Below are 25,027 nucleotides of genomic sequence, written 5' to 3' on the forward strand. Positions count from 1 at the left end.
GTTACATCAATCCCGATAATCGGGAGGGATATATTTGACCCAGAAATTCGGGCTGTCAGTCGCTCTCGCCACGCCGTTCGACGGCAATGGCGATATAGCGATCGAGGTTATGATCGCGCAGGCAAGGCGATGCCTTGCTGCCGGATGCTCCAGCGTCACGCTGTTCGGGACGACGGGTGAAGGCTCCTCGATCGGAAGCCGGGAACGGGACCGCGTCTTTGCGGCCTTCCTCGATGCCGGGATCGCCGCGAAAAACATCATCGTCGGCGTGCTGGTCGACGCTGCCGAGGACGCGGCGATGCAGGCCGATCATGCGCTTTCCGAGGGTGTTCGCAATATCCTTCTTGCCCCACCGTCCTATTTCAAGAACGTCAGCGACGACGGTGTCTTCCAGTGGTTTTCGGCCGTCTTCGCCATATTGGGCGACAAGGCGCGGGATATCATCGTCTACAACCTTCCTTCGCTCACCATGGTTCCGCTGACCGTGTCGCTGATCGGAAGGCTGCGGAGCGCCTTCCCCAAGATCGTCACAGGCGTCAAGGATTCTTCCGGCGACTGGCCGTATACCGAAAGCCTGCTCAAGGCGCATAGCGATCTCATCATCCTGGTGGGTGATGAACGGCATCTCGCCAAGGGTGTGCGGCTCGGCGGCCAGGGGGCTATCTCCGGGATGGCGAATTTTGTACCCCGCGACGTCAAGCTGATGGCCGAAGAAGGCCAGGACGACCCCCGCATCGAGGGGTTCGTGGCCGAACTGTTGAAATATCCTGTCGTCCCGGCCGTGAAGGCAATGGTGGCGCACGTGATGTCAGAGGAGATCTGGCTTGCGGTTCGCCCACCGCTCGGTTCAATATCCGGCGAAGGGCAGGCGCAACTCGTTATGGCTTTCGATAAGCTTTTCCAGTCGAAAGCGGCATAGTCGGGCATGCTGCGGGAAGAGGCGATGGACGGAATGGACGAGCAGCCGACGCTGCGGGAAAAGGCGTATGCGAGCTTCACGCGCCATCTTCTTGCGCGTGACGTACGTCCTGGCCAGTTCGTGTCGCAACGCCGTCTGGTGGAACTGACCGGACTGACGCTTGGCGCCATCCGTGAGCTCATCCCAAGGCTTGAAGCCGAGGGGCTGATCAAAACGGTGCCGCAGCGGGGATTGCAGATCGCCCACATCGATCTCAATCTCATCCGCGAGGCGTTTCAGTTGCGCGTGTTCCTGGAGAAGGAAGCCGTAGCGCTCTTCACCCGGTCGGCGTCGGACGAGACGATCGCCGGGCTTTTGAAGCAGCATCGGGATATCGCCGACGCCATTCGAAGCGGCGATGGCTCGCATGAGCTCGAACTGCGCGCGCAGGCCGTCGACTGGGGCATGCACGACGCCTTTATCGATGCGCTTGGCAATACCATCATTTCGAATGCCTACCGGGTGAACTCGATCAAGATGCGCCTGATCAGCCAGGATCGGTTTCGCATCGAGGGTCATGTCGGGCCTGTCATGGGCGAGCACCTGAAGGTGCTCGAGGCGATCGAACGACGATCGGCGGAGGACGCCGTCAACAACCTTGTCGCACACATCAACGGTGCAAGGGACCGTGCGCTGAGGATCTAATCGGGAATAATCAGCCGGAGGTGAGGAGATCGCCGGCAAAAGGAGGAGGAATACCATGCCATCATTTTTGAATCCGACGAGACGCGGCTTTCTGGCGGGGACGGCCGCTTTCGGGGCGAGCAGCATGCTCGGCTTGCGCTCGGCATCGGCTGCCGTCGACTGGAAGCGCTTCGCCGACACTACGCTCGAGGTCAATCTGGTCAAGAGCCCGCGCAGCGAAATACTCCTGAAGTACCTGTCCGAATTCGAGGATCTCACCGGCATCAAGGTCAATGCCGAAGCAACGCCCGAGCAGCAGCAGCGCCAGAAGACGACCATCGAGCTCAGCTCCGGCAAGCCGAGCTTCGATGTCGTGCATATGAGCTATCACGTCCAGAAGCGGCAGTTCGAAAAGGGCGGCTGGCTTGCCGATATCGGCGGCTTCCTCAAGGATCCCGCGCTGACCGATCCATCCCTGACGGAAGGTGATTTCGCCGAAGCCGGCCTCGCCTTCGCCAAGGACGCCGGCGGCGTTCTGCGTTCTCTTCCCTTTTCGGTCGATTACTGGATCATCTACTGGAACAAGGCGCTGTTCGAGAAGAAGGGGCTTTCCTACCCGACGACGTTCGAAGAGCTGGCAAGTGCGGCCGAAGCACTCACCGATCCGTCGACCAACACCTACGGCTTCGTCGCCCGCGGCCTGAAGAACGCCAATACGCCGGTCTGGACGTCGCTGCTGCTCGGCTACGGTTCGAGCCCGCTCGGCCCAGATGGCAAGCTGCGCACGACATCGCCGGAAGCGATCGATGCCGCCAAGCTTTACCAGAAGCTGATGACCAAGACCGCCCCTCCCGGCGTCTCCGGCTTCAACTGGGCCGAGGCCCAGTCGGCCTTCCTGCAGGGCAAGATCGGCATGTGGCTCGATGGCGTCGGCTTTGCGCCGCCGATCGAGAATCCTGAGAAGTCGCGCGTCGTCGGCCAGGTCGGTTACGGCATCATGCCGAAAGGCCCGAAGGCACAGGCTGCGGGAACCTTCGGCGACGGGCTCGGCGTCGTCGCCGCAAGCCAGAAAAAGGAAGCCGCCTATCTCTTCTGCCAATGGGCGATCTCGCATGAGATGGGCGCCCGTCTGCTGCAGGCCGGCGCCGGTGTTCCTTTCCGCCAGTCCGTGCTCGAGGATGCCAAGGTCCGCGAAGGCGTCAAGATGCCGGGTGCGTGGCTTGATGCCGTCGTCGGTTCCGGCAAGATCTCGCAGCTCGCGCTGCCGGTCATCATTCCGGTCACCGAGTTCCGCGACATCTATGGCGTCGGCCTCACCAACATGATTGGCGGCGCCGATCCGGAAAGCGAACTCAAGGCCGCGACGGCGCAGTTCGAACCCGTCCTGGCGAAAAGCGAGGGATAATGGCCTCGGCAAGCATCGAAACGGCCGCAGCCGCCAAGGCCGCCTCGAAGGGAAGGAGCAACGCGGGTCGCGTTGCTCCCAACTATTGGCCCTTCGTCATCCCGGCGCTGATCGTCATTGCGGCGGTCATCGTTTTTCCATGGGTATTTACCCTTTGGATGAGCGTCAACAGCTGGACGCTCGGCCAGTCCCAGGTCTTCGCCGGACTGGACAATTATGCCCGCCTGGCCGTGGACATGCGCTTCTGGGAGTCGCTGTGGCATACGGTGCTTTATACGACGCTCTCCGTGGTGGCGCCCCTTTTTCTAGGGACGCTCGCCGCGCTGATTTTCGATACGCAATTTCCGCTGCGCGGCCTTTTGCGCGGCATGTTCGTGATGCCGATGATGGCGACGCCGGTCGCCATCGCCCTCGTCTGGACGATGATGTTCCATCCGCAGCTCGGCGTCCTCAATTATCTTCTTTCCTTCATCGGTATCGGCCCGCAGGAGTGGATCTATAATCAGAGCAGCGTCATCCCCTCGCTGGTGCTGGTCGAGACCTGGCAATGGACGCCGCTCATCATGCTGATCGTGCTGGGCGGCCTGGCGGCGGTTCCGCGCGAGCCCTATGAAAGTGCCGAGATCGACGGCGCCAATGTCTGGCAGAAATTCCGCTATCTGACCCTGCCGATGATCGCGCCCTTCCTGATGATCGCCGTGATCATCCGCAGCATCGATGCGGTGAAGAGCTTCGACATCATCTATGCCATGACCCAGGGCGGCCCGGGCACGGCATCTGAAACGATCAATATCTATCTCTACAACACCGCTTTCGCCTACTATGATATCGGTTACGGCTCGGCCATGGCCGTGGTTTTCTTCATCCTCATCGTCCTGCTCTCCTTCGTCCTTCTGATGCTCCGGCAGCGCGCGAACTGGACAGACGGGGAGGCACGCTGATGAAGCGCAAGACGCTCGATCGCATCGGACTGCTGTTTGTCGCCCTGGTGATGATCTCGCCGGTCGTCCTGTTCTTCCTCTGGATGATCTCGCTGTCGCTGAAATACGAGATCGACAACGGCGCCTATCCGCCGATCTTCATTCCGGAGCGTTTCGCCTGGACGAATTATCTGAAGGTCTTCGAGGAGAACAATTTCTTCCTCTATCTCTGGAATTCCGTACTGGTGACCGGTGCCGCGACGCTTCTGGCGCTGCTGATCGGCGTGCCGGCCGGCTACGGCATCGCGCGGCTGAAGGCGGAGAAGTCGGCGATGGTCATCATGATCGCCCGTATGACGCCCGGCCTTTCCTTCCTGATCCCGCTTTTCCTGCTGTTCCAGTGGCTGAACCTGCTCGGCACGTTGATGCCGCAGATCATCATCCATCTCGTCGTCACCGTGCCGATCGTCGTCTGGATCATGATCGGCTATTTCGAGACGACGCCGATGGAGCTGGAAGAGGCTGCAAGCATCGACGGCGCGACGCCCTGGCAGATTTTCCGCCTGGTCGCTTTGCCGATCGCCAAACCCGGCATTGTCGTCGCCTTCATCCTGTCGGTCATCTTCTCCTGGAACAACTTCGTCTTCGGGATCGTGCTCGCCAGTCGCGAGACGCGTACGCTTCCGGTCGCGGTCTACAACATGCTCTCCTTCGAACAGGTCAGTTGGGGGCCGCTTGCTGCTGCGGCGCTGATCGTCACCTTGCCCGTGCTGATATTGACGGTGTTTGCGCAGCGGCAGATCGTGGCGGGGCTGACGGCCGGGGCCGTCAAGTGAGCAGGTGAGACGACGGTTTTGACGATGTCTTCACACTTTCCGGTATCATGCTCTAGCCCGGCGCGCAGCGTTTTGTGCGTCGGCGCTGCGGTCCTGGACACGCTGTTTCGCGTGCGCGCGCTGCCGGCCGGCCAGGGCAAAATTCTCCCCTACGATATGCTGCAGGTCGCCGAAGGCATGGCGTCGAGCGCGGCCTTTGCGGTCGCCCAGCTGGGCGGCAATGCCAGCCTCTGGGGTGCGGTCGGTGATGATGCCACCGGCGAACGCATCATTGCCGACCTCGGCAGCAGCGGCATCGATACGAGCGGCATGGTCCGTGTGGCAGGCGCCCGCTCGGCCGTCTCGACGATCCTCATCGATGATCAGGGCGAGCGGTTGATCGTGCCCTTCTACGATGCAGCCCTGCACGCGACGGTCAAACCGGTGACAGAACAGGACGTGTCTGCTTTCGATGCGGTTCTGGTCGACGTCCGCTGGCCGAAGCTGGCATTGCGAACGCTGCTCGCCGCCGGAAAGGCGGGCAAACCGGCTATTCTCGATGGCGACGTTGCCGGCGACGGCGTGATCGAGATGCTGGCACCGGCGGCCAGCCACATCGTGTTCTCGCAGCCGGCCGCTGAGCGCCTTGCCGGAACTGCCGAGCCGGCGAAGGCCGTCGGTCTCTTGAAGCGACAGTTCGAGCATGCCTTCATCAGCGTTACATCTGGAGAAAACGGCTCCTTCTGGTGCGACGACCGAAGCAGCGAAATCTTCCATCTTGCCGCTCCGAAGGTGAGGGCCGTCGATACGCTCGCGGCCGGCGATGTCTTCCATGGCGCTTTCGCTCTTGCGATCGCAGAAGGCATGCCGATCGCTGAGACGATGCGCTTCTCGTCCATGGCGGCGGCGCTCAAATGCCAGGTCTTCGGCGGCCGTATCGGCGCGCCGGGCAGAGCCGATGTCTGCGATGCGCTGCGGAGCTGGGACGCACCGGTGACGAAGATGAATCCTGTTCTAAATTAAGGAGTTAGAGCATGATGTCATGAGAAAACCGCTCACGGCATCATGCTCTAGAAGAAGTCCGAAAGCCAGTAGCAGAGCGCTGAAATGGTCGCGGCGGCCGGGAGTGTGACAACCCAGGCGATAACGATGTTGCCGGCCAGGCCCCAGCGAACGGCTGACAGCCGTCGGGCGGCACCCACGCCGATGATGGCGCCGGTGATCGTGTGCGTCGTCGAGACCGGGATGCCCAGCCAGGTTGCGCCGAACAGCGTCAATGCTCCGCCGGTTTCGGCACAGAAACCCTGCATTGGGTTGAGGCGGGTGATCTTCGATCCCATGGTGTGGACGATCCGCCATCCGCCGCAAAGTGTGCCGAGCGCCATTGCGCCCTGGCATGAGAGAACCACCCAGAGCGGCACATGGAAGCCGCCGGTCAGGTAGCCCTGCGAATAGAGCAGCACGGCAATGATGCCCATCGTCTTCTGAGCGTCGTTGCCGCCATGGCCGAGGGAATAGAGCGAGGCGGAGACAAACTGGAAAATCCGGAATGTCCGATCGACAGCGAAAGGCGTCTGTCGCACGAAGATCCACGACACGATCAGGATGAGCAACAGCGCAAGGAGAAACCCGATCGCCGGCGACATCACGATGGCGCCGGCCGTTTTCAACAGGCCGCTCCAGACGATCGAACTGAAACCTGTCTTCATCAGGCCAGCGCCTACCAACCCGCCGACCAGTGCATGCGATGAACTCGAAGGGATACCGAAGACCCAGGTGATGATGTTCCAGACGATCGCGCCCACCAGTGCCGCGAAGATGACTTGCGGGGTGACGATGGCCGGATCGATAATGCCGGTCCCGAGCGTTTCTGCGACGTGCAGACCAAAGAACAAGAAGGCGATAAAGTTGAAAAAAGCCGCCCAGAACACCGCATATTGCGGACGCAGCACCCGCGTCGACACAATCGTGGCGATCGAATTGGCGGCATCGTGCAGGCCGTTCAAGAAATCAAAGAAGAGGGCAACAGCCACGAGAGCGGCAAGGAGGGGCAGGGCGAGGGTGGCTTCCATCAAACGTTCTCGATGACGATGCCACTGATTTCATTGGCGACATCCTCGAAACGGTCGACGACCTTCTCAAGCTCGCCATAAATCTCGCTGCCGATAAGATAAGCCATCGCATTTGACGCGCCGTGGCGGCGGAAGAGATCCTTCAGGCCCTGCTCATGCAACTCGTCGGACCGGCCCTCGACGCGCGTTACTTCTTCGGCCAGCGCGGCCAGACGCGGGGCGTTGGCGCTGATCCGGTCGAGAAGGGGAAGGGCTTCGGCGATCAGATGTGCCGCCTGGACGATCGTCTTTCCCATTTCCTGCATCACAGGGTCGAAGCTTTTCTGCTCGAACAGCCGGATGGTCTTCACCGTTTTCTGCATCATGTCGATCGCATCATCCATCGACTGGATGAGATCCTTGATATCGCCGCGATCGAAGGGCGTGACAAAACTGCGGCGCACGGCAAGCAGCACTTGGCGGGTAATCTCGTCCGCTTCATCCTCCAATTGAACGATCCGGGCGCAATGGCCTTCGATGTCCGTGCCGCCCAAGAGTTCGTTGAGCGCTTCGGCCGCACCGACGACGGTTTTTGAGTGTTGAGCGAAGAGATCGAAGAAGCGATCTTCCCGCGGCATGAGTTTTCGAAACCAGCTTAACATCGGCACTCCATGGACTGTCACAAAATCGTCATAAAGCACGGCGGCTGCCATGGAAAGCCGCGAGACCGCAGAAGGGAAGTCATTGACAGAAATCGCAATCCGTCGATCGCGCTGTCAGGGCACTTTCGGCAAATGTTCATTTGAACATTTCATTATTGCAAAGTGAACTATGACTGTTACCATTGCCACACGTCTGGAGCGGGAGGCTGCGGACCGAGAGCAATGGGAGTGAAGATGAACAAGATCGCTTTTTTCCTGTCCGCAGGATTGACCAGCCTGTCCTTATCCGTCCCGGCCATGGCCGCCACGAAGATCCAGTGGTGGCATGCGATGGGCGGCGAGAATGGCGCGAAGCTTGAACAGATCGCCAAAGGCTTCAACGCATCTCAGTCCGATTATGAGATCGTGCCGGTCTATAAGGGCACCTATGACGAGACGCTGACCGGCGCGATCGCTGCGTTTCGTGCCAAGCAGCAGCCGGCAATCGTCCAGGTCTATGAAGTCGGCACCGGCACGATGATGGCCGCACAGGGTGCGGTCTATCCGGTTTACCAGCTGATGAAAGACGAAGGCGAGGCCTGGGACCAGAGCAAATTCATTGCCCCGGTCGTCGGCTATTACTCGGACACCAGCGGCAATGTCTTGTCGCTGCCCTTCAATTCCTCGACGCCGATCATGTATTACAACAAGGACGTCTTCAAGAAGGCCGGGCTCGATCCGGAAACGCCGCCGAAAACATGGGCGGAGGTAGAATCCTTCTCGCGGACCATCATGAAATCGGGTGCGGCCAAATGCGGCTTCACCAGCGCCTGGATCTCCTGGATCCAGACCGAAAATCTTAATGCCCTGCACGACAAGCCGTACTCCACCAAGGCCAACGGCTTCGGTGGCCTGGACGCCGAATTCACCTTCAACAACGATTTGACGATCCGCCACTGGGACAATTTGAAGAAGTGGCAGGACGAAGGTCTGTTCAAATTCGGCGGGCCTGTCGGCGGCGACAACGCACCTCCGATGTTCTATTCGCAGGAATGCGCGATGTATATGAACTCGTCGGCCGGCCGGGCCGGCGTCATCAACAACGCGAAAAGCTTCAAAGTCGGTTTTGCACCGCTTCCTTTCTACGATGACGTCATCAAGCAGCCGCTCAATTCGATCATCGGCGGCGCCACCCTCTGGACGCTGAAGGGCCGTCCGGAAGCGGAATATAAGGGTGTCGCGAAGTTCTTCACCTACCTGCAGAAGCCGGAAGTTCAGGCCGACTGGCATCAGTTCTCCGGCTACCTGCCGATCACCGAAGCTGCCTATAAGCTCGGCCAGGACCAGGGCTATTATGAGAAAAACCCCGGCGCCGACATCGGCATCAAACAGCTGACGCGGGTGACTCCCACCGACAATTCCAAGGGCATCCGTTTCGGCAATTACGTGCAGGTGCGTGGCATCATCGACGATGAGTTTGCCGCTTTGCTGGGTGGAAAGAAGACGGCGAAGGAAGCGGTCGATTCCGTCGTCGCACGCGGCAACGAACAGCTTCGCGATTTCGAGTCCGCCAACTAATGGGCACCGCGACGGGGGCTGGTGAAAGACCGGTCCCCGTTTCCCATCCGTCAGTGTGAGGGCTCATGCAAACCAAACGGACCGTATTTCCCAACAAGCTTTTGCCTTACCTGCTCATTGCCCCCCAGATTTTCGTGACCGTGGTATTCTTCCTCTGGCCTGCGGCAACGGCCTTCTGGCAATCCTTCCTGCGCGAGGATGCCTTCGGCTTCAAAACGAACTTCGTCTGGTTCGAAAACTACCGTCGGCTTTTTGCCGATCCGATCTATATCAATGCCTTCGGCCACACGCTGATCTTCGCCATTCTGGTGACGGTGCTGTCGACGTCGATCGCGCTGCTCCTGGCGGCTGCGGCAATGCGCGTGCTCCGCACCTCCCGAATTTATTCGACTCTGCTGATTTGGCCCTATGCCGTCGCCCCGGCGATTGCCGGTATTCTCTGGTGGTTCATGTTCAATCCGTCGATCGGCATCGTCGCCTATATGCTGCGGTCGATGGGCGTCGATTGGAACCATCTGATCGATCCCAACGACGCGATGATCCTGATCGTGATCGCCGCCACCTGGAAACAGATATCCTATAACTTCCTGTTCTTCCTGGCTGCGCTGCAATCCGTGCCCCGCTCGCTTCAGGAGGCCGGCGCCATCGATGGGGCCGGTCCTACCAAGCGTTTCTGGACGATCGTCTTCCCGCTGATCTCGCCGACGACCTTCTATCTGATCGTCATCAATATCGTTTACGCGATGTTCGATACGTTCGGCATCGTTCATGCGACCACCCAGGGCGGGCCGGCGCGCGCAACCGAGATCCTGGTCTACAAGGTCTATTTCGACGGTTTCATCGGACTGAATCTGGGCTCGTCGGCGGCGCAGTCCGTCATTCTGATGGTGATCGTCGTTGCACTGACGGCGGTGCAGTTCCGCTTCATCGAACGCCGCGTGCAATATTGAGGGGTCCCAAGGATGGTTGAAAATCGCCCTTTCCTGAATTTCCTTGCCCACCTTGTGCTGATCCTCGGTGTCACGATCGTGGTGTTTCCCGTTTACGTCGCTTTCATCGCATCGAGCCACGGACCCAATGACTTCTTGTCGGGTGTCGTGCCGCTGACCCCGGGAAGCCATATCATCGAGAACTACTCGACGATGCTGTCCTCGGGCATGACAAGCTCGGGCGCTCCGCCGATCGGGCCGATGATGATCAACTCGCTGATCATGGCGGTCGGCGTCGCCGTCGGGAAGATCGCCATCTCGATCCTTTCGGCCTTTGCCATCGTCTATTTCCGGTTTCCGTTCCGGACCCTGGCATTCTGGATGATTTTCATCACGCTGATGCTGCCGGTCGAGGTGCGCATCGTGCCAACGTACAAGGTCGTCGCCGACCTCGGGATGCTGAACAATTACGGCGGCCTCATCATTCCGCTGATCGCCTCGGCAACGGCGACCTTCCTGTTTCGCCAGTTCTTTCTGACGGTGCCTGACGAATTGATGGAGGCCGCGCGTGTCGACGGGGCGGGGCCGATGAAGTTCTTCCGCGATATTTTGCTGCCGCTGTCGATCACCAATATCGCCGCCTTGTTCATCATCCTCTTCGTGCTCGGCTGGAACCAGTATCTCTGGCCGCTCATCATCACCACCGACCAGAGCTTCTATACCGTCGTCATGGGAATTCAGCGCATGGCAGCGGTTGCCGATGCCGAGCCGCGCTGGAACCTCGTGATGGCAGCGGTCATTCTGGCCGCCCTGCCGCCCGTCCTCGTCATCGTCGCCATGCAACGCCTTTTTGTCAAAGGCCTGGTCGAAACGGAGAAATGAAATGGCCACGATCAACATCATCGACGTCAAGAAGAATTATGGTGCCGTTCCGGCTGTCAAAGGCATCAACCTGTCGGTTGCAGACGGCGAACTGATCGTGCTCGTCGGCCCCTCCGGCTGTGGGAAATCAACCCTGCTTCGCATGATCGCCGGGCTGGAAACGATCAGCGAAGGCGATGTCGAGATTGCCGGCCGCAATGTCAACAAGGCGGAGCCTGCCGACCGCGACATTGCGATGGTCTTTCAAAACTATGCGCTTTATCCGCATATGACCGTGCGGGGAAATCTCGAATATGGTTTGAAAAACCGCGGCACCGAACGGGCGGAAATCAACCGCCGCGTGGCGGAGGCCGCCGAGATCCTCGAAATCGGACCGATGTTGGACCGCAAACCGCGCGAACTCTCTGGCGGACAGCGCCAGCGTGTGGCGATGGGGCGCGCCATCGTCCGCGAGCCGGCCGCCTTTCTGTTCGACGAGCCGCTGTCCAATCTCGATGCCAAATTGCGGGTGCAGATGCGCGTCGAAATTCGCCGGCTGCAACGGCGTCTGAAGACGACCAGCATCTACGTCACGCACGATCAGCTTGAAGCGATGACCCTTGCAGACCGGCTGGTGGTGATGAACGGCGGCCTTGTCGAGCAGGTCGGCACGCCGGTGGCGGTTTACGATCGGCCGGCAAGTTTGTTTGTCGCCAGCTTCATCGGCTCGCCGCCTATGAACCTTGTGCCGGTCGACGTGCTCAGGGCTGCCGACAGTGCAGGCACCCTGGCATTGCCTGCCGGCACCGACATGGTCGGCCTTCGCCCCGACGCGTTGCTCGTCACCAGGCCGGCGGAGCCCACCGTTCGCCTGAATGCGACGGTCGAGCTGCTCGAGCCAATCGGCGGAGAAAGCCATCTGCATGTACGATTGGGTGAGAGCCAGCGGACGGTCGTCCTGACGGTGCCGGGTCGCCCGGACTTTGCCGAGAATGCGAATATCGACGTTTTCGCCCGTGTTGACGCGATGCACCCTTTTAACAGCAATACCGGTAAACGCACGGATTGACGCAGGATTTTTATTTCTTCATCCAGCAGAAGACGACGAAAGAGATGAGACGATGACGACCGTAGAGCCGCGATCCGGCCCGCCACGCAGTGAAGTTCAGGCGCATCGGGGCGCCTCTGCCGTGGCGCCCGAAAATACCATTGCTGCCTTCCAGGCAGCCGCCGAACAAGGCGCGGAATGGGTCGAACTCGACGTTGCTCTTCTTGGCGATGGCACGCCGGTGGTGATCCACGATGTTTCAATCGATCGCTGCTCGTCGTCAAAGGGAAGTCTTGCCGACCTCACAGCGTCGGATCTCAAGGCCATCGACGCCGGCGCATGGTTCGGCCCGCAATTCAAGGGCGAACCGCTGCCGACGCTGGCGCGGGTCGTCTCGGCTCTCGGCGAATTTGGCCTCAACGCCAATGTCGAGATCAAGCAGCACGCCCATCACAAATCGCTCGACCAGCTGGTCAATGTCGTCGATCAGCATCTGAAGGCACGGGCGCCGCACACCAGGATCATGATCTCGAGCTTTGATGCCGCTGCGCTGAAAGGAATGCATGCGCTTGATCCAAGTTACGAGCTCGCCATGCTGTGGAGCAAGGTGCCTGCGGATTGGCTGGATATCCTTCGGTCGATCCCGGCAACGGCCATCCATCTCGACTATAAGGCTCTCAGTATCGGATTTCTCGAAGAGGCCGTCCGTCACGGCATTACGGTGCGGGCCTGGACCTGCAACGACCCAAAGCGGCTCGCATCTTTCTGGGACGCGGGTTTGACCGGCGTGATAACAGACGATCCCAGTGTCTACCTCACCTAAGGAGCGGCGATGGGGCAGCGGATCATATCGAGCCGGCAACGCGAGATCCTTGCGCTGATCGAGACCGAAGGTGTTCAGTACATCGAGGAGCTGGCACGTCGGTACGATCTGACGACGCAGACCATCCGTCGCGATATCAATGCCCTATGCGACCTGGGGCATGCGCGCCGCTTCCACGGCGGCGTCGACCTGCCGGTCGAGGGCAGCAACATCTCGCTCAATGCTCGCGCCCAGCTCAACCGGCGGGCCAAGCGGCTTATCGCAAAACGCGTCGCCGCCGACATCGGGGCGGAGGCGACTGTGTTTCTCGGCATCGGCAGCACGGTGCAATTCGTTGCCGACGCGCTGCGTGATCACCAGGGTCTGACGGTGATCACCAACAACATCCACGTCGCCTTGAGCCTGTGCGACGCCCCGAGTGTCGAGGTCCATTTGACCGGCGGTCTTTTGCGTCACGATGACCGCGACGTGGTCGGCACGGATGTGATCCGGTTCGTTGAAAAATTCTATGCAACCCACGCCGTGGTCGGCGCAGGCGCTCTCAGCCCGCTCACCGGCCTGATGGATTTCAGCTACAGCGAAGCCCAGATCACCAACGCGCTTCTTGAAAATTCACAAACACAGATTCTCGCCGCAGATGTCAGCAAGTGGACACGCACCGCCTCCGTGCGGGTTGCGCCATTCAGCAAACTCACCCGTTTTTACACGGATCGACTGCCCGGCGAAGCGTCGGCCGCCAATGCCCTCGCCGAAAGCGGGTTGGACGTGGTGACATGCAGCGAGGAGACGACATGAGCTACGTGGACCTGGCGCCATCAGCGCGGGAGCTGCAGGACGTGCGCTACCTGTTCACCGACATCGACGATACCCTGACGACAGAGGGCAAACTTCTGCCGCAGACCTTTGAGGCTTTGTGGGATCTCAGCCGCGCCGGCATTGCCGTCGTGCCGGTCACGGGCGGCTCAGCCGGCTGGTGCGAGCATATCGTCCGCGCCTGGCCGGTGGCCGCCGTCATCGGCGAAAGCGGCGCATATTGCGTCACCCGCCGGGATGGCGACGTCGTCTTCGACTATTGGGAGGACGGCGTCCTGCAGGGTGAGCGCCAACGCCGGCACCTGCAGGCGATCAAAGCGCTGATCACGCAAAAGCGCAGGCCGTTCAGGATCGCCCACGACCAGGTCTTCCGGCTGGCGGATGTCGCAATCGACATTCAGGGTCACGATCCGCACGAGGTCGAAGATCTGGCGTCCAGCATTAGAGCCATGGGCGGAACGGTGGCGATCAGCTCCATCCACATCAACACCTGGATCGGCGACTACAACAAGAGATCGATGAGCGAGCGGGTTCTGACCGGCCTGTTTGGTGTCGATCCGACTGAGATGCCCACCGTGACCGCCTTCGTCGGCGACTCTCGAAACGACGCGCCGATGTTCGGCTTTATCCGCAATTCCTTCGGGGTCAACAATATCATCCCGGTCCTGCCGCACCTGCAATTCGCGCCCAAGTGGGTCTCCTCGCAGCCCGCCGGACTTGGCTTTGCCGATATTGCCCGCTCGATCCTGCACGCGGTCGGCGAAGTTTCGCAATAAGCCGTGGCGGATATCAATGCTTAAGACGAATTGCTTCCACCTCAGCTTTTGACCGAGCCGGCGGTCATGCCCGCCAGGAAATAGCGTTGGGCAACCAGGTACAGCACCAGCAGGGGGAGGGAGCCCAGCACGCTCATCGCCATCATTTCATTCCATTCGAAAGCGTGCTGGCCCATCAGCAGCTGGATGCCGATCGGAACGGTTCTGAGATCCATCGACTTTGTCAGCGTCAGCGCGAAGAGGAATTCGTTCCACGCCAGCAGAAATGTGTAGACGGCGGTGGCGACGATGCCGGGGATGGAGACGGGCACGATGACGCGCCAAAGCGCCGTCCAGCTCGAGCCGCCGTCGACAAGGACGGCCTCGTCCAATTCCTTCGGCAAGGTGTTGAGGTAGCCCGTCATCAGCAGGACCGCGTAAGGCAGTGTGAAGACCATGTAGGTGAGGATCAGTGCCAGATAGGTGTCGAAGATCCTGAAGGCGACGACCATGCCGAAATAGGGGATGAGAAGAGTGATCGGCGGAACGGTCTGGGTGCTGATGATGAAGATGTTCAAGGTGTTCTTGAAGCGGAACGAGTAGCGGCTGAATCCATAGGCGGTCAGGATGGCGATGACGAGGGTCAGGCAAGTGACGACGCCGGCGACGAAGTAGCTGTTGATGAAGAACCGCACCTTCACCGGATCGTTGAAGATCGTCAGATAGGCAGCCACGGTGAAATCCTCCGGCAAAAGCCGCGGCGGAAGAGCGAAGATTTCCGTGTTCGATTTCAGCGAGCTGAAAAACATCCAGACGATCGGGAAGGTCGAAAAGATGAGGCCGACCGCCAGCCCGAGATAGGTCAGGATGGTCGGCAGGGCCGAGTTCTTGGAACGCTTTGCCATGGCGGTCACCTGCGCTGCTGGTGTTTGATGTAGAAGTAGGTGACGCTCATCGAAATGATGAGGATGATCATCGCACTCGCCGAAGCCAGCGAAAATTCATACTGGGAGAAGGCGAGCTTGTAGGTGAAGGTGGAGAGCACCTCCGTCGAATAGATCGGGCCGCCGCCCGTCGTCATCCAGACGAGCGGAAAAACCTGCATCGTCCAGATGAAGTCGAGAAGCGCGATGCTGATGATGATCGGCATCAGCTGCGGAATGGTGATGTACCAGAATTTTTCCAGCTCGTTGGCGCCGTCGATTCCGGCCGCCTCGTAAAGCTCCTTCGAAATGCCCTGCAGGCCGGCAAGCAGGCTGACCATGTAGAGCGGATAACCCGCCCAGATGTTGGCAAAGGTCAGGGCGTGAATGGCGGTGTGGGTCGACGAGAACCACTCGACTTTGAAGTTGATGATATGGAGCGCCATCAGCACGCTGTTGACGACGCCGTTCGGGTCGAGCAGCAGGCGCCAGATGATGGCGATGATGACGGCCGTGAACAACCACGGCAGGATGAAGAGCACACGTAATATGCTCCTGATCAGCGGATCGACGCGGTTGGTGTTCAGCAACAGCGCAAAGGCCAGGCCGATGATGAAGTGGAAGACGACGCTCATGATCGTGAAATACATCGTCTGGCCGACCGACTGCCAGAAGACCGGATTTTCGAAGATAGTCAGGTAATTCTGGACGCCTGCGAATGCAGCGTCCTTTTTCATGATGGCGCCGTCCATCAATGAATATTTGAAGACCATCACCATCGGGAACAGCATCAGCAGAACAAGCAAAAAGGTCGCCGGCGACACGTAGAAATACGGCACCAGCTTCCTCAAGGTGCTGTAACGAAGCCATCTTTTTTTTTTCCGCGCGTTGACTTGCGCAGCTACCAGAGCCGGAGCGGAATGATTCATGAGCTGTGACTTCCCATTCTGCCGAGATTTGACGACTTACGCCGGCAGCGCCACGTCGCGTTGCCGGCGATCTCGTGAAAGCGATGTGCTTAGTCTTCGGTTTGATGCATCTCGTTATCCCGCAACCGCTGCGCACTTCGGGGCGACAGGCCTCAGAACTTCGCGAGCCAGGCCTTCTCGGTATTGGCAGCCGCGTCCTTGGCCGACTGGCCGCCGTCGAACATCTTCTGAACTTCGACGTTCATGTCGCGCATCAGTTCTTCGGCAACCGGAAGGCCGACGAATTCGTTGGCAGGATAGCCGCTCTGGAAGATTTTGAAAGCTTCCGCGAAGATCGGGTCCGATGCCACGAAGTCGGGCTTGGCATGGACATTGCCGGGGAAGGCATTGGCAATCGACACCAGGCGGCCGTTGACGTCGGGGCTCATCAGGTATTCCACCAGCTTCCAGGCTTCTTCCTTGTGCTTGCTGCCCTCGCTGATGCCGATGCCCCAGGACGCATAGGGCATGCCGCGTTTGCCGGTATAGCCGTCGGTGGCCGGCAAGGCGGAGATGCCGAATTTGAGCTTCGGATTGCGCTCGCGGATGAGATTCACGTGCGCGAGGGAATCGACCATCATGCCGACGCGGCCGTTGACGAATTCCTCGACCTTGTCCTGCTCCTTCTTGGCGAAAATGCCTGGAGAAATAACGCCTTCCTTGTTGAGGGACGCCAGATAGTCGAGCGTGCCGACGACGGCGTCATTTTCGAGGTCAGGCTTGCCGTCCTTCATCATCGAGGCGCCGGAGGCCCAGACCCAGGACATCACGTCGTTCTGGATTCCGCTCGGAGACTGCAGCGATAGCGGCAGAACCCAGCCATACTGGTTCTTTGACGCGTCGGTCATCTTCTTGGCGGCTTCGGCGAATTCCGTGCGCGTGGCCGGCAGCTTGTCGACACCCGACGCCTTGGCGATATCGAGGTTGACGAAGACGGGGTAGACGAAGGATGCCAGCGGGAACATCACGCTCTTGCCGTCGACCTTGACGATATCGGTGATCTGGCTCTTGTCGTATTTCGCCTTCTCCATCAGGTCGTCCATGGAGGCGATCGCGCCCTGCTTGGAGAGCCCGTTGACCCAGGCGCCATCCAGGCCGACGACGTCGCTTAAGGTCCCGGAGGCGGCGCCGACGACGATCTGGTCACGGGTCGTGGCATAGGGACCGCTGACGAGCGTCACCTTGATGCCGGGATTTGCCGCCTCGAAATCGTTCATGATGCCGCGCAGCGCGCCGGAGGGCATTTCGGGTTCCCACCATTGAATGAACTCGATGGTGGTGTCGGCAAATGCCGAGCTGGCGCAAAGCGCCCACACCGCCACGGCAGCCCGCATGGTCACGCTGAATTTTCTGATATTCATCTGTGCCTCCCATAGATTTTCAGTGATCGATCCTCCTCAAGACCGTAGGCAAATTAGGTTCCCTGAGGCGCCTGTCTGTCAATGAAGAAATGCGATGCAGAAAAAAATCGACCTCGGTATAGGCGATGTATGCTTTTCTAAAGCACTGATAAAAAAGAGTATTATACGATATTGTTGCCGACATTTTTTCGCAGAATTTGTATTGCTTGTGATGCATTTTTTCTTTACTTTCGTAAACAAATGAAAGTTTGCAGCCGCCGGCATAGGAGAGGAACGGGCGGATGGAGGCGACTATTTCGTGTTTAGAAAGACAGTGCCGCCAATGCGATTATCAATTGGATCCAGCGTGATCATCCCGTCGTTAAGGAACTGAATGGCCAAGAAGAGTTATAAATCGATGGATGATTTCGCGACCGCCTCCGGCGTGTCGCGTCCGACGCTGTCGAAATATTTCAATGATCCCTCGCAGATCAAAGAGGTGACCCGCAAACGTATCGAGGCGGCTCTCAAGAAGTCGAATTTCGAGCCGAACCTTTTCGCGCGGCACCTCAATCGCAAACGGACCAGGAATATCGGGATACTGGTCCCGACCATGTCGGACCCCTTTTATGTACAGGTCGTGTCGCTGATCGAGCTCGAGTTGCGCGACAAAGGATTTTGGCCGGTCCAGATCTCGTCGCACACGCGGCCGGAGCTGGAGGCGGAGGCGGTGCGGACCTTGCTGTCACTGAAGGTTGCCGGCGCGATCGTGGCGCCGCTCGGGGCCGGTTCGCGCCGTTCCGCGCTGGAAAGACTGAAGGACGCCATCCCCGTCGTCTGCTTCGACAATCCGGCCAGCGGCGATCTTCCTTATGTCGGCAACGACAACGCCCAAAGCATGGCAGCGATTGTGCAATATCTCTGCCGGTCCGGTGAGCCACCGATATTCCTGGAAATTCCGCATCTGACGGAAAACGCCGGCGAGCGGCAGGCGAGCTACCGTGCGACGATGGCAAGGGAAGGGCATGCGCCGCTGGTCATCGATTGCGACGCACCGCCGTCCTGGGAGTTCGAGCGCCTGGGATACGAGCAGATGCAGAGAATTCTTGCGCGCGGCGGCCTGCCCGGCAAAACCCTGCTTTGTGCCAACGACCGCTTCGCTTTCGGCGCCATGGCGGCGGCCTTCGCTTCCGGCCTCAAAATCGGCCGTGGAGACGGCTGCGACGTGCGCATCGCCGGGCACGACGATCACCCGCTCAGCCGATATACCTGCCCGTCGCTGACAACGATGGCCCAGAACGCGCCGGAGATCGCTGCCAAATCCGTGGAGCTTCTGCTGGCGCATATCGAAAGCGAGGATGAGGGGACGACCCCTTCAACGAACAGGGTCATCCTGGAAGCAACACTGGTGATGCGCGACTCGGCTTGAGGCCGGTGCCGGTTACGGTTCAACGCGTGAGCGCCGGGTCCATCGTGCGCCATGCCGTTGCAATGGCTTCGAGCGCCTCCTGCGCCTCGGGAATGGCCCGTCTCTTCGAGACGAAGCCATGGATCTGTCCGGGCCAGGTCCGGCTTGTCGCCGGGGCTTCTGAACTCAGCCGCTCGGCATAAAGGGCGCCTTCGTCGAACAGCACGTCGTGGCCAGCAAGGATCACGAAGGCCGGCGCCACACCGGCGAGCGATGCCGCGCGAAGCGGCGAGGCCCGCCAGTCGGAGCGGCTTGCCATGTCCGGCAGATAGTGATCCCGGAACCATCGCATCGCCGCTGCCGTCAGGCCGAAACCCTCTGCATAGCGCAAGTAGCTGTCGCTTGCCTGCAACTGGTCGGTCACCGGATAGATCAGCACCTGGCCGATGACATCAGGCACCTCTCCGTCCCGCGCCAAAAGGGCGATGACGGCGGCGAGATTTCCGCCGGCACTATCGCCGCCCACGACAATTCGTGCCGGATCTATGCCGAGGGCGTCAGCCTGATCCCTCATCCAGATGAGCGTGGCTGCGCAATCTTCGATCGCTGCCGGAAAGGGGTGTTCGGGGGCGAGGCGATAGTCGGGCGAGATCACCACGGCGCCAGCCATATTGGCAAGCGTCCGGCAGATGTCCTCATGGGTTTCCGGCGCGCCGATCACAAAGCCGCCGCCATGGAGATAAAGCAAGGCGGGGGCCCGCTCGCGCGGCGCCGTGCAGCCGCGCCATATCTTCACCCGGATTGCGCCGGCATGCCTCTCCGACATCTCGGCCACATCCTCGATCGGCCACTGGATGTCTGCGAAACCGTCCAGATATTGTTGCCGCGCCAGCGCCGGCGTGCAGTTTTCCACCGGCTCCTGCGGCTCATCAGGCCATGCCAGTGCACGTCTTGCGGATTCATCCAGCTGCGTCATGCAAGCAGGCTCCTTGCTTCGTCTTCCCGCAATTCGCTCGGCTGGGCGACAGTATCCGGAATGGTCTGGGCGACACCGGTTTCACCTGCCCGCAGGATTGCTTCCATGACGTCGAGCACATGCAGCGCGAGATCGCCCGAAGCGCGCGGTGTCCGGCCCTCGATGATGGCGCGGGCGAGATCGGCAAGGCCAAGCATGCGATAGTTGGCACGATCAGGTACTGCGACCGGCCAGTTGACGGCGCCGAAGAGTGCGCCTGACGTATCGGTTTCCTGCCACGGCGCACCACGGCTGGAGAGCGCGATGCGGCCGCCGAAATTGTCGGGGTCGGGCAGGCGCAGCGAACCTTCGGTGCCGTGCAGCTCGATCGGGTGGTTGGAATGGCGGAAGACGTCCCAGGAGGTGCCGAAGGTCACGGTGGCGCCGCAATCGAATTCCAGCAGCGAAAGCACGCTGGTCGGTGTGCCGACTTTAAACGTGGTGCCCTGTTTCGGCCCTTCGGCGGTAATGAGCCGTTCTTCCTGTCCGCTTGTGGCGACGGCCTGCACACGGCGGATCGGCCCCATCAGATTGACCATCATCGTCAGGTAATAGGGGCCCATGTCCATCACCGGGCCTGCGCCGGCCTGGTAGTAGAAGCTGGGATCCGGATGCCAATGCTCCATACCGCGGCCCATCATGAAGGCTGTTCCCGTTACCGGCCTGCCGATGGCGCCGGCGTCCATCTGCCGCCGGGCATGGCGTCCGGCCGCTCCCAGGAAGGTGTCCGGGGCCGAACCGAGCATGAGACCCTTTTCGGCAGCAGCGCCCACCAGCAGGCGGCCTTCCGCGGCCGTGACGCCGAGCGGCTTTTCGGTGAAGACATGTTTGCCCGCCGACAGCGCCCGCATCGAGACGTCGAAATGCGCGGCCGGGATCGTCAGGTTGAGGATCAGGTCTATGTTCCTGTTGTCGATGAGGGCGTCGACGTCGGCCGCCCGCAGATTGAACTCGGCTGCGCGGCGCTTGGCGGCGTCCGCATTGAGATCCGCACAGGCGGTGATTTCGACGCCGCGAAACAGCGGCGCGTTGCGCATATAGGCGAGCGAAATGCTGCCGCATCCCACAACGCCGATCCTGAGTGTCTGTGTCATTGAAAACCTGACCTTGCCGTTCCGTGCTCGGAGAGCCGCGGATGCGCGTTGAGTTCGCGAGGAATAAATTATGTTGACGCACGCTAACATTTTCCCCTACGAAATGACAAGACGTTGGGAGGCGTCGCAGTTGCCCGAGGGAAGAGGCCTCGCCGGGGATCTCGCTCCCTTCTCGAAGAAGGCTTTTCGGCAATGCCGGATAGCCGGTGCCGCGACGATCGCCGGCGCGGAAGCTCCGGTTTCGATATCGGCTGTCACCAACGACTAGGTCAGGACCAAGATATGAACGATGTTGCGCTGAAGATCGGCTGCCAGACATTCACCTGGGAGATGCTGGGCAAGGGGTGGAGCGGCGGGCCGGATGACCTGGTGCGCGCCATCGCCGATGGCGGATATGCCGGTCTCGAAATTACCGACACGATGATCGGTCACTACGCGCTCAAGCCCGGCGACTTTGCCCGGACTCTTGCGGAGGCCGGTTTAACGCTGGTTTCCTTTGCCTTCGGCTCGGCTAGCGGTTTCACGCTGACGGAAAAGATCGCTTCCGATCTCGAGATGGCGCGGCGATGGGTGGATTTCGCGGCGAATTTTCCCGGTGCGATGGTGTCGATGGGATCGGCCACGGTCGTTTCGGATGGGCCGCGTGAGGAAAAGTTTGCCATCGCGGCGGAGTGCTATAATCGCGCGACCGAGATCGGACGATCGGCCGGCGTCGCCGTTGCCGTGCACCCTTCCTCGCACCACAATACGCTGCTCTTCACCAGGGCCGACTATGACCGGCTGTTTGCTCTCCTGGATCCACGCGTGGGCTGGGTGCCGGATACCGGCCATATCCTGCGGGGCGGCCAGGAGATCGGCGAGACGCTTTCGGCCTATCGCAACCGCATCCGCTACGTGCATCTGAAGGATGTCGACGCCGGGGGGATCTGGGCGATGCTCGGCGAAGGCGTCTGCGACGTGCCCGCCGTGATTTCGGCCGTCCGGCAGGCGCCGGAGTTCACCGGCTGGATCGTGGTGGAGGAAGAGTCGGACCATGCCGGAACCGATCCTGCCGCCGCCGTTCGCAAGAATCTCGAGACACTTCGAGAGCTGGGGTTTTAGCCGATCTCGTTTCCCCGCGCCGGCCGGCGCCAAAGCCTCTCCCGGCTCGCTTTTCGCGTGAAGAGAGAGGCTGAAGATCACGCGTAACGGACCTCCACGCCGAGTTTGTCCAGCCGGTGGCGGATGCTGTGCGGCATGTTGCTGTCGGTGATGATCAGATCGACGCGCGACAGCGAGAAGGCTTTGGAGGAGGCGCCGATATCGAACTTGCTCGAATCCGCCACGAGCACGACGCGCCGGGCCATACGAACCAGGTTGCGCTTGGTCCGCGCAATATCCTCGGAGACATCGACGACGTCGAAGGCCTGATCGATCGCATGGGCGCTGACGAAGGCCTGGTGGGCGACGAGCCCGCCGACCGCCTTGTCGGAATCCGAAACGATCGTGCTGACGGTGCTGGGAAACACCCGGCCGCCGATCATGTGCACGTCGAGCCCCGGCCGGTACATCAGATGCTGGGCGATGTTCATCGCCGTCGTCGCCACCACGACGTTGTTGACCGGCGGCATCTGCATGGCCACCTGCAGCAGCGTCGAGCCGCTATCGAAGACGATCGACTGGTTGTCGATGATCTGCCGCGCGGCCATCTGGGCAATGCGCCGCTTCGCATCGAAATTGCGCTGCATGCGCTCCTCGAAGGCTGCGGCCGGCGAGTCGGACGGCAGGGCGATTGCCCCGCCATGCGTTTTGATCAACTGCTTCTTCGCGTCCATGATTTCGAGATCGGAGCGGATGGTGACTTCCGAAACCTCGAAGAATTCCGCGAGCTGGCGGGTGCGGGCCTGACCGACCCGTTGAAGTTCCAGCATGATCTGCTGCCGCCTCTGTTCTGCAAGCATGTGCGATCCCGGCTGCCGCGCGCCTCGTTGCGATAAGGCGACTTTTGAAAAACGAAAGATAGCCGTCTGGTGGTGCGGCTTAGACTGCATAAATAGCCCCAGCTAGCAAAAAATGCACGTCAAAAATTCTCTTTCCGCGTGAAAACGAAAGAATTCGAAATATTGAACATTTGTTTGTTTTCGAGTTAGGATTTTCTCAACAACGACGCCGGCACTCCCAACGCCGCAATCGCAAAGGAAGCATCGCCATGGGTCTCGGAACCAAAGTCCGCCTCGCACGCCTGTTCTCGAACCCATCGGGGCATTTGTTCGGGGGCGCGGTCGATCATTTTGTCGGTTACGGCAATGTTCGTGAGGGCGGGCTTGCCGATCTGCCGGGCGCGCTCAGACGCGTCATGGCGGGTGGCCCCGACTACATCAGCATCCAGCCCGGCGCTGCGCGTCACCTCTGGGCGGATTATGCCGGAAAGGCAGCCCTCGTCATTCAGGGCGGCTGCTTCACCGCCGACGACCGGATTCGCCAGCTCATCGCCACTCCGGAAGATGCGGTGCGTTATGGCGCGGACGCACTGGCTGTCGCCATTCCGGTGCGCGGCGCCACCGAAGGAGAGTACATCCGCTGGCTGACCGATACGGTCAACGCCGCCGCCCGCTTCGAAATGCCGGTCGTCGCCCATGTCTATCCCCGTGATTTCTCCGACGGCGGCAAGATCGTGTTCACCCCGGATGAAATCGCCTATGCGGTGCGCATCGGTTTCGAAGCCGGCGTCGACGTGATCAAGGTCGGCTATACCGGAGATTTCGAATCCTTCCGCGAAACCGTCGCGACTTGCCCGGTCCCGGTGGTGATTGCCGGCGGCCCGAAGACCGATACGCTGCTCGGCGCGCTCGTCCAGACATCGGAAGCGTTGCGCGCCGGCGCCAAGGGCGCGGTCGTCGGCCGCAATCTCTGGGGCCATGGCGATACGACCATGGCCGCGCGCGCCTTCAAATTCGTCATTCATAAAGGCATGGCGCCGGAGGAGGCGCTGGCGGCTGCCGGCGCTTGAGACGTGTCGCCCCCGCTCCAGGTTCTGGGCTTCGGCGCCCTTGCCATCGATGACATCATCTATGTCGATCGGGGGCTTTCGGCCGGCAAGGGAAAGGTGACCAAGCGGGCCACGGACCATGGCGGCAACGTGGCGACGGCCCTTGTCACTGTCGCCAGGCTTGGTGGGCGCGCCGGCTTCATCGGCTGGCTCGGCGAGGATCCCGCGGCCGATCCGGCCGGCGCCGAGCTCGAGCGCGAGGGCGTCGACATATCCCTGGCGCCGCGCCATGCCGCTGCCGCGCCGATCCGCTCGGTGATCACCGTCGGTCCTGACGGCGACCGGTTCATAGCCTATGACGACGATGTGCTGCACGGGACGTCGGATGCACTGCCCGACGATGTTTTGATGCAGGCCCCGGTCCTGCTGATCGATGGCTATGCCGCACACTCGGAAAGGGTGGTGGCACGGGCGCGCGCGCTGGGCCTGGCCGTGATAGCCGATATCGAATGGACGGTCGGTGCCGCGACGGACCGGCTCCTCGCCTGCGCCGACCATCTGGTGCTGCCGCTCGCTTTCGCGAGGGAGTACACCGGCGAGACCGATCCGGCGGCCATTCTGGAGCAGCTCTGGTCAGCGGAGAGGTCCGCTGTCGTGCTGACCGATGGCGAACGAGGGGCCTGTCTCCGCCAGAAAGGCGATCCCACCCGGTGGCATTTGCCGGCCTATCAGGTTCAAGCGGTGGACACGACCGGCGCCGGCGACTGTTTTCACGGCGCCTATGCTCTTGCCCTTGCCGAGGGGAAGAGCCCGCTCGATTGCGTAGCCTATGCCACAGCGGCTGCCGCCATTTCCGTGACCGCGCGGGGAGGGCGCAGGGGCCTGCCGGACAACCGGACGTGCCTCGCATGGATGGCAGGGGGAAATGCACCCGTGGCGTGCCCCATCCCGGGATGTCACGATTAGCGTGCCGTTGACAGGTGTCGACCTTGTTGGCCGCCCGAGCGGAACCACACGCCGATCGCAGGGTTTGAAAGATCCTTCAGCCGCTGCCGCGTTGGCCATAAAAATTACGCGCGTAAAAAAATAT

25 protein-coding genes are annotated in these 25,027 nt (G+C 60.7%); 17 read left to right on the plus strand and 8 right to left on the minus strand.

Going from position 1 to position 25,027, the window contains the following annotated elements; translation table 11 throughout:
- Positions 1-34 precede the first annotated feature (34 nt).
- From QMO80_RS23340 to QMO80_RS23365, 6 genes are read left to right on the plus strand one after another with little or no spacing between them, the layout of a single operon-like run.
- Positions 35-919: a dihydrodipicolinate synthase family protein gene (locus QMO80_RS23340; protein ID WP_283200266.1), complete on the plus strand. Its 885-nt coding sequence runs from the start codon at positions 35-37 to the stop codon at positions 917-919.
- A gap of 24 nt (positions 920-943) precedes the next feature.
- Positions 944-1,603, plus strand: a complete 660-nt coding sequence (locus QMO80_RS23345; RefSeq protein ID WP_049731099.1) for a GntR family transcriptional regulator — start codon at positions 944-946, stop codon at positions 1,601-1,603.
- Positions 1,604-1,658: 55 nt separating this feature from the next.
- A complete protein-coding gene (locus tag QMO80_RS23350) occupies positions 1,659-2,987 on the plus strand; it encodes an ABC transporter substrate-binding protein (protein WP_283200267.1) in 1,329 nt (442 codons plus the stop codon).
- A complete protein-coding gene (locus QMO80_RS23355; protein WP_283200268.1) occupies positions 2,987-3,928 on the plus strand; it encodes a carbohydrate ABC transporter permease in 942 nt (313 codons plus the stop codon). Before QMO80_RS23350 ends, QMO80_RS23355 begins: the two co-directional genes overlap by 1 nt.
- Entirely contained in the window at positions 3,928-4,743 is an 816-nt protein-coding gene (locus tag QMO80_RS23360) for a carbohydrate ABC transporter permease (RefSeq protein WP_003591396.1), read from the plus strand. Before QMO80_RS23355 ends, QMO80_RS23360 begins: the two co-directional genes overlap by 1 nt.
- Before the next feature lie 24 nt (positions 4,744-4,767).
- A complete protein-coding gene (locus tag QMO80_RS23365) occupies positions 4,768-5,745 on the plus strand; it encodes a sugar kinase (protein ID WP_283200269.1) in 978 nt (325 codons plus the stop codon).
- A gap of 47 nt (positions 5,746-5,792) precedes the next feature.
- Here the strand turns inward: QMO80_RS23365 and QMO80_RS23370 are convergent, their stop codons facing one another.
- Positions 5,793-6,794 (minus strand): inorganic phosphate transporter, encoded by a 1,002-nt coding sequence (locus QMO80_RS23370; protein ID WP_283200270.1) that lies wholly within the window; start codon positions 6,792-6,794, stop codon positions 5,793-5,795.
- On the minus strand, positions 6,794-7,435 hold the full coding sequence (locus tag QMO80_RS23375) for a DUF47 family protein (protein WP_064844982.1): 642 nt from the start codon (positions 7,433-7,435) through the stop codon (positions 6,794-6,796). Before QMO80_RS23375 ends, QMO80_RS23370 begins: the two co-directional genes overlap by 1 nt.
- A gap of 234 nt (positions 7,436-7,669) precedes the next feature.
- Between QMO80_RS23375 and ugpB the strand changes: the two genes are divergently transcribed.
- The 7 genes from ugpB to QMO80_RS23410 all read left to right on the plus strand — a co-directional run bounded on the left by ugpB (position 7,670) and on the right by QMO80_RS23410 (position 14,242).
- A complete protein-coding gene (ugpB, locus tag QMO80_RS23380) occupies positions 7,670-8,992 on the plus strand; it encodes a sn-glycerol-3-phosphate ABC transporter substrate-binding protein UgpB (protein WP_283200271.1) in 1,323 nt (440 codons plus the stop codon).
- Between the two features lie 65 nt (positions 8,993-9,057).
- Positions 9,058-9,942: a sn-glycerol-3-phosphate ABC transporter permease UgpA gene (gene ugpA / locus QMO80_RS23385; RefSeq protein WP_283200272.1), complete on the plus strand. Its 885-nt coding sequence runs from the start codon at positions 9,058-9,060 to the stop codon at positions 9,940-9,942.
- A gap of 12 nt (positions 9,943-9,954) precedes the next feature.
- Positions 9,955-10,803 (plus strand): sn-glycerol-3-phosphate ABC transporter permease UgpE, encoded by an 849-nt coding sequence (gene ugpE / locus QMO80_RS23390; RefSeq protein ID WP_064844154.1) that lies wholly within the window; start codon positions 9,955-9,957, stop codon positions 10,801-10,803.
- 1 nt (position 10,804) lies between these two features.
- Entirely contained in the window at positions 10,805-11,851 is a 1,047-nt protein-coding gene (locus QMO80_RS23395; RefSeq protein ID WP_283200273.1) for a sn-glycerol-3-phosphate import ATP-binding protein UgpC, read from the plus strand.
- A 52-nt stretch (positions 11,852-11,903) separates the two neighbouring features.
- Entirely contained in the window at positions 11,904-12,653 is a 750-nt protein-coding gene (locus QMO80_RS23400; RefSeq protein ID WP_283200274.1) for a glycerophosphoryl diester phosphodiesterase, read from the plus strand.
- Positions 12,654-12,662: 9 nt separating this feature from the next.
- Entirely contained in the window at positions 12,663-13,448 is a 786-nt protein-coding gene (locus QMO80_RS23405; RefSeq protein WP_088935962.1) for a DeoR/GlpR family DNA-binding transcription regulator, read from the plus strand.
- Complete coding sequence (locus tag QMO80_RS23410) at positions 13,445-14,242, plus strand: HAD-IIB family hydrolase (RefSeq protein WP_283200275.1); 798 nt, start codon at positions 13,445-13,447, stop codon at positions 14,240-14,242. The genes QMO80_RS23405 and QMO80_RS23410 overlap by 4 nt, the downstream gene beginning before the upstream one ends.
- A gap of 41 nt (positions 14,243-14,283) precedes the next feature.
- On the opposite strand, the gene QMO80_RS23415 is transcribed toward QMO80_RS23410, so the two are convergent.
- The 3 genes from QMO80_RS23415 to QMO80_RS23425 all read right to left on the minus strand — a co-directional run bounded on the left by QMO80_RS23415 (position 14,284) and on the right by QMO80_RS23425 (position 17,473).
- A complete protein-coding gene (locus QMO80_RS23415) occupies positions 14,284-15,126 on the minus strand; it encodes a carbohydrate ABC transporter permease (RefSeq protein ID WP_049731109.1) in 843 nt (280 codons plus the stop codon).
- Between the two features lie 5 nt (positions 15,127-15,131).
- Positions 15,132-16,073 carry a carbohydrate ABC transporter permease gene (locus QMO80_RS23420; protein WP_283200276.1) on the minus strand — a complete coding sequence of 314 codons (942 nt, stop codon included), beginning with the start codon at positions 16,071-16,073 and terminating at the stop codon, positions 15,132-15,134.
- Between the two features lie 152 nt (positions 16,074-16,225).
- A complete protein-coding gene (locus QMO80_RS23425) occupies positions 16,226-17,473 on the minus strand; it encodes a sugar ABC transporter substrate-binding protein (protein WP_283200277.1) in 1,248 nt (415 codons plus the stop codon).
- Between the two features lie 373 nt (positions 17,474-17,846).
- Here QMO80_RS23425 and QMO80_RS23430 point away from each other — a divergent pair, with 373 nt between their 5' ends.
- Positions 17,847-18,881: a LacI family DNA-binding transcriptional regulator gene (locus QMO80_RS23430; RefSeq protein ID WP_283200278.1), complete on the plus strand. Its 1,035-nt coding sequence runs from the start codon at positions 17,847-17,849 to the stop codon at positions 18,879-18,881.
- Positions 18,882-18,900: 19 nt separating this feature from the next.
- Here the strand turns inward: QMO80_RS23430 and QMO80_RS23435 are convergent, their stop codons facing one another.
- Together QMO80_RS23435 and QMO80_RS23440 are read right to left on the minus strand one after the other, a co-directional pair.
- On the minus strand, positions 18,901-19,836 hold the full coding sequence (locus QMO80_RS23435; protein WP_283200279.1) for an alpha/beta hydrolase: 936 nt from the start codon (positions 19,834-19,836) through the stop codon (positions 18,901-18,903).
- Positions 19,833-20,969 (minus strand): Gfo/Idh/MocA family protein, encoded by a 1,137-nt coding sequence (locus tag QMO80_RS23440; protein ID WP_283200280.1) that lies wholly within the window; start codon positions 20,967-20,969, stop codon positions 19,833-19,835. Before QMO80_RS23440 ends, QMO80_RS23435 begins: the two co-directional genes overlap by 4 nt.
- Before the next feature lie 282 nt (positions 20,970-21,251).
- On the opposite strand from QMO80_RS23440, the gene QMO80_RS23445 reads away from it, so the two are divergent.
- Positions 21,252-22,070, plus strand: coding sequence for a sugar phosphate isomerase/epimerase (locus QMO80_RS23445; protein WP_283200281.1), 819 nt, complete (start codon positions 21,252-21,254; stop codon positions 22,068-22,070).
- A gap of 77 nt (positions 22,071-22,147) precedes the next feature.
- Here QMO80_RS23445 and QMO80_RS23450 read toward each other — a convergent pair whose 3' ends face one another.
- Positions 22,148-22,909 (minus strand): DeoR/GlpR family DNA-binding transcription regulator, encoded by a 762-nt coding sequence (locus tag QMO80_RS23450; protein WP_018245741.1) that lies wholly within the window; start codon positions 22,907-22,909, stop codon positions 22,148-22,150.
- Positions 22,910-23,157: 248 nt separating this feature from the next.
- Here QMO80_RS23450 and QMO80_RS23455 point away from each other — a divergent pair, with 248 nt between their 5' ends.
- Both QMO80_RS23455 and QMO80_RS23460 read left to right on the plus strand, forming a co-directional pair.
- Positions 23,158-23,958: a class I fructose-bisphosphate aldolase gene (locus tag QMO80_RS23455; RefSeq protein ID WP_283200282.1), complete on the plus strand. Its 801-nt coding sequence runs from the start codon at positions 23,158-23,160 to the stop codon at positions 23,956-23,958.
- A 3-nt stretch (positions 23,959-23,961) separates the two neighbouring features.
- Entirely contained in the window at positions 23,962-24,903 is a 942-nt protein-coding gene (locus tag QMO80_RS23460) for a PfkB family carbohydrate kinase (RefSeq protein WP_283200283.1), read from the plus strand.
- The last annotated feature ends 124 nt before the right edge of the window (positions 24,904-25,027 follow it).

Origin of the sequence: Rhizobium sp. BT03, from assembly GCF_030053155.1 — a bacterium.
Classification (GTDB): Bacteria; Pseudomonadota; Alphaproteobacteria; order Rhizobiales; family Rhizobiaceae; genus Rhizobium.

Excerpts from the sequence above, each read along its gene's own strand:
- QMO80_RS23345 (WP_049731099.1), top strand. The coding sequence starts at position 944 with ATGGACGGAATGGACGAGCAGCCGACGCTGCGGGAAAAGGCGTATGCG.
- QMO80_RS23350 (WP_283200267.1), top strand. The coding sequence starts at position 1,659 with ATGCCATCATTTTTGAATCCGACGAGACGCGGCTTTCTGGCGGGGACG.
- QMO80_RS23355 (WP_283200268.1), top strand. The coding sequence starts at position 2,987 with ATGGCCTCGGCAAGCATCGAAACGGCCGCAGCCGCCAAGGCCGCCTCG.
- QMO80_RS23360 (WP_003591396.1), top strand. The coding sequence starts at position 3,928 with ATGAAGCGCAAGACGCTCGATCGCATCGGACTGCTGTTTGTCGCCCTG.
- QMO80_RS23365 (WP_283200269.1), top strand. The coding sequence starts at position 4,768 with ATGTCTTCACACTTTCCGGTATCATGCTCTAGCCCGGCGCGCAGCGTT.
- QMO80_RS23370 (WP_283200270.1), bottom strand. The coding sequence starts at position 6,794 with ATGGAAGCCACCCTCGCCCTGCCCCTCCTTGCCGCTCTCGTGGCTGTT.
- QMO80_RS23375 (WP_064844982.1), bottom strand. The coding sequence starts at position 7,435 with ATGTTAAGCTGGTTTCGAAAACTCATGCCGCGGGAAGATCGCTTCTTC.
- ugpB (WP_283200271.1), top strand. The coding sequence starts at position 7,670 with ATGAACAAGATCGCTTTTTTCCTGTCCGCAGGATTGACCAGCCTGTCC.
- ugpA (WP_283200272.1), top strand. The coding sequence starts at position 9,058 with ATGCAAACCAAACGGACCGTATTTCCCAACAAGCTTTTGCCTTACCTG.
- ugpE (WP_064844154.1), top strand. The coding sequence starts at position 9,955 with ATGGTTGAAAATCGCCCTTTCCTGAATTTCCTTGCCCACCTTGTGCTG.
- QMO80_RS23395 (WP_283200273.1), top strand. The coding sequence starts at position 10,805 with ATGGCCACGATCAACATCATCGACGTCAAGAAGAATTATGGTGCCGTT.
- QMO80_RS23400 (WP_283200274.1), top strand. The coding sequence starts at position 11,904 with ATGACGACCGTAGAGCCGCGATCCGGCCCGCCACGCAGTGAAGTTCAG.
- QMO80_RS23405 (WP_088935962.1), top strand. The coding sequence starts at position 12,663 with ATGGGGCAGCGGATCATATCGAGCCGGCAACGCGAGATCCTTGCGCTG.
- QMO80_RS23410 (WP_283200275.1), top strand. The coding sequence starts at position 13,445 with ATGAGCTACGTGGACCTGGCGCCATCAGCGCGGGAGCTGCAGGACGTG.
- QMO80_RS23415 (WP_049731109.1), bottom strand. The coding sequence starts at position 15,126 with ATGGCAAAGCGTTCCAAGAACTCGGCCCTGCCGACCATCCTGACCTAT.
- QMO80_RS23420 (WP_283200276.1), bottom strand. The coding sequence starts at position 16,073 with ATGAATCATTCCGCTCCGGCTCTGGTAGCTGCGCAAGTCAACGCGCGG.
- QMO80_RS23425 (WP_283200277.1), bottom strand. The coding sequence starts at position 17,473 with ATGAATATCAGAAAATTCAGCGTGACCATGCGGGCTGCCGTGGCGGTG.
- QMO80_RS23430 (WP_283200278.1), top strand. The coding sequence starts at position 17,847 with ATGGCCAAGAAGAGTTATAAATCGATGGATGATTTCGCGACCGCCTCC.
- QMO80_RS23435 (WP_283200279.1), bottom strand. The coding sequence starts at position 19,836 with ATGACGCAGCTGGATGAATCCGCAAGACGTGCACTGGCATGGCCTGAT.
- QMO80_RS23440 (WP_283200280.1), bottom strand. The coding sequence starts at position 20,969 with ATGACACAGACACTCAGGATCGGCGTTGTGGGATGCGGCAGCATTTCG.
- QMO80_RS23445 (WP_283200281.1), top strand. The coding sequence starts at position 21,252 with ATGAACGATGTTGCGCTGAAGATCGGCTGCCAGACATTCACCTGGGAG.
- QMO80_RS23450 (WP_018245741.1), bottom strand. The coding sequence starts at position 22,909 with ATGCTTGCAGAACAGAGGCGGCAGCAGATCATGCTGGAACTTCAACGG.
- QMO80_RS23455 (WP_283200282.1), top strand. The coding sequence starts at position 23,158 with ATGGGTCTCGGAACCAAAGTCCGCCTCGCACGCCTGTTCTCGAACCCA.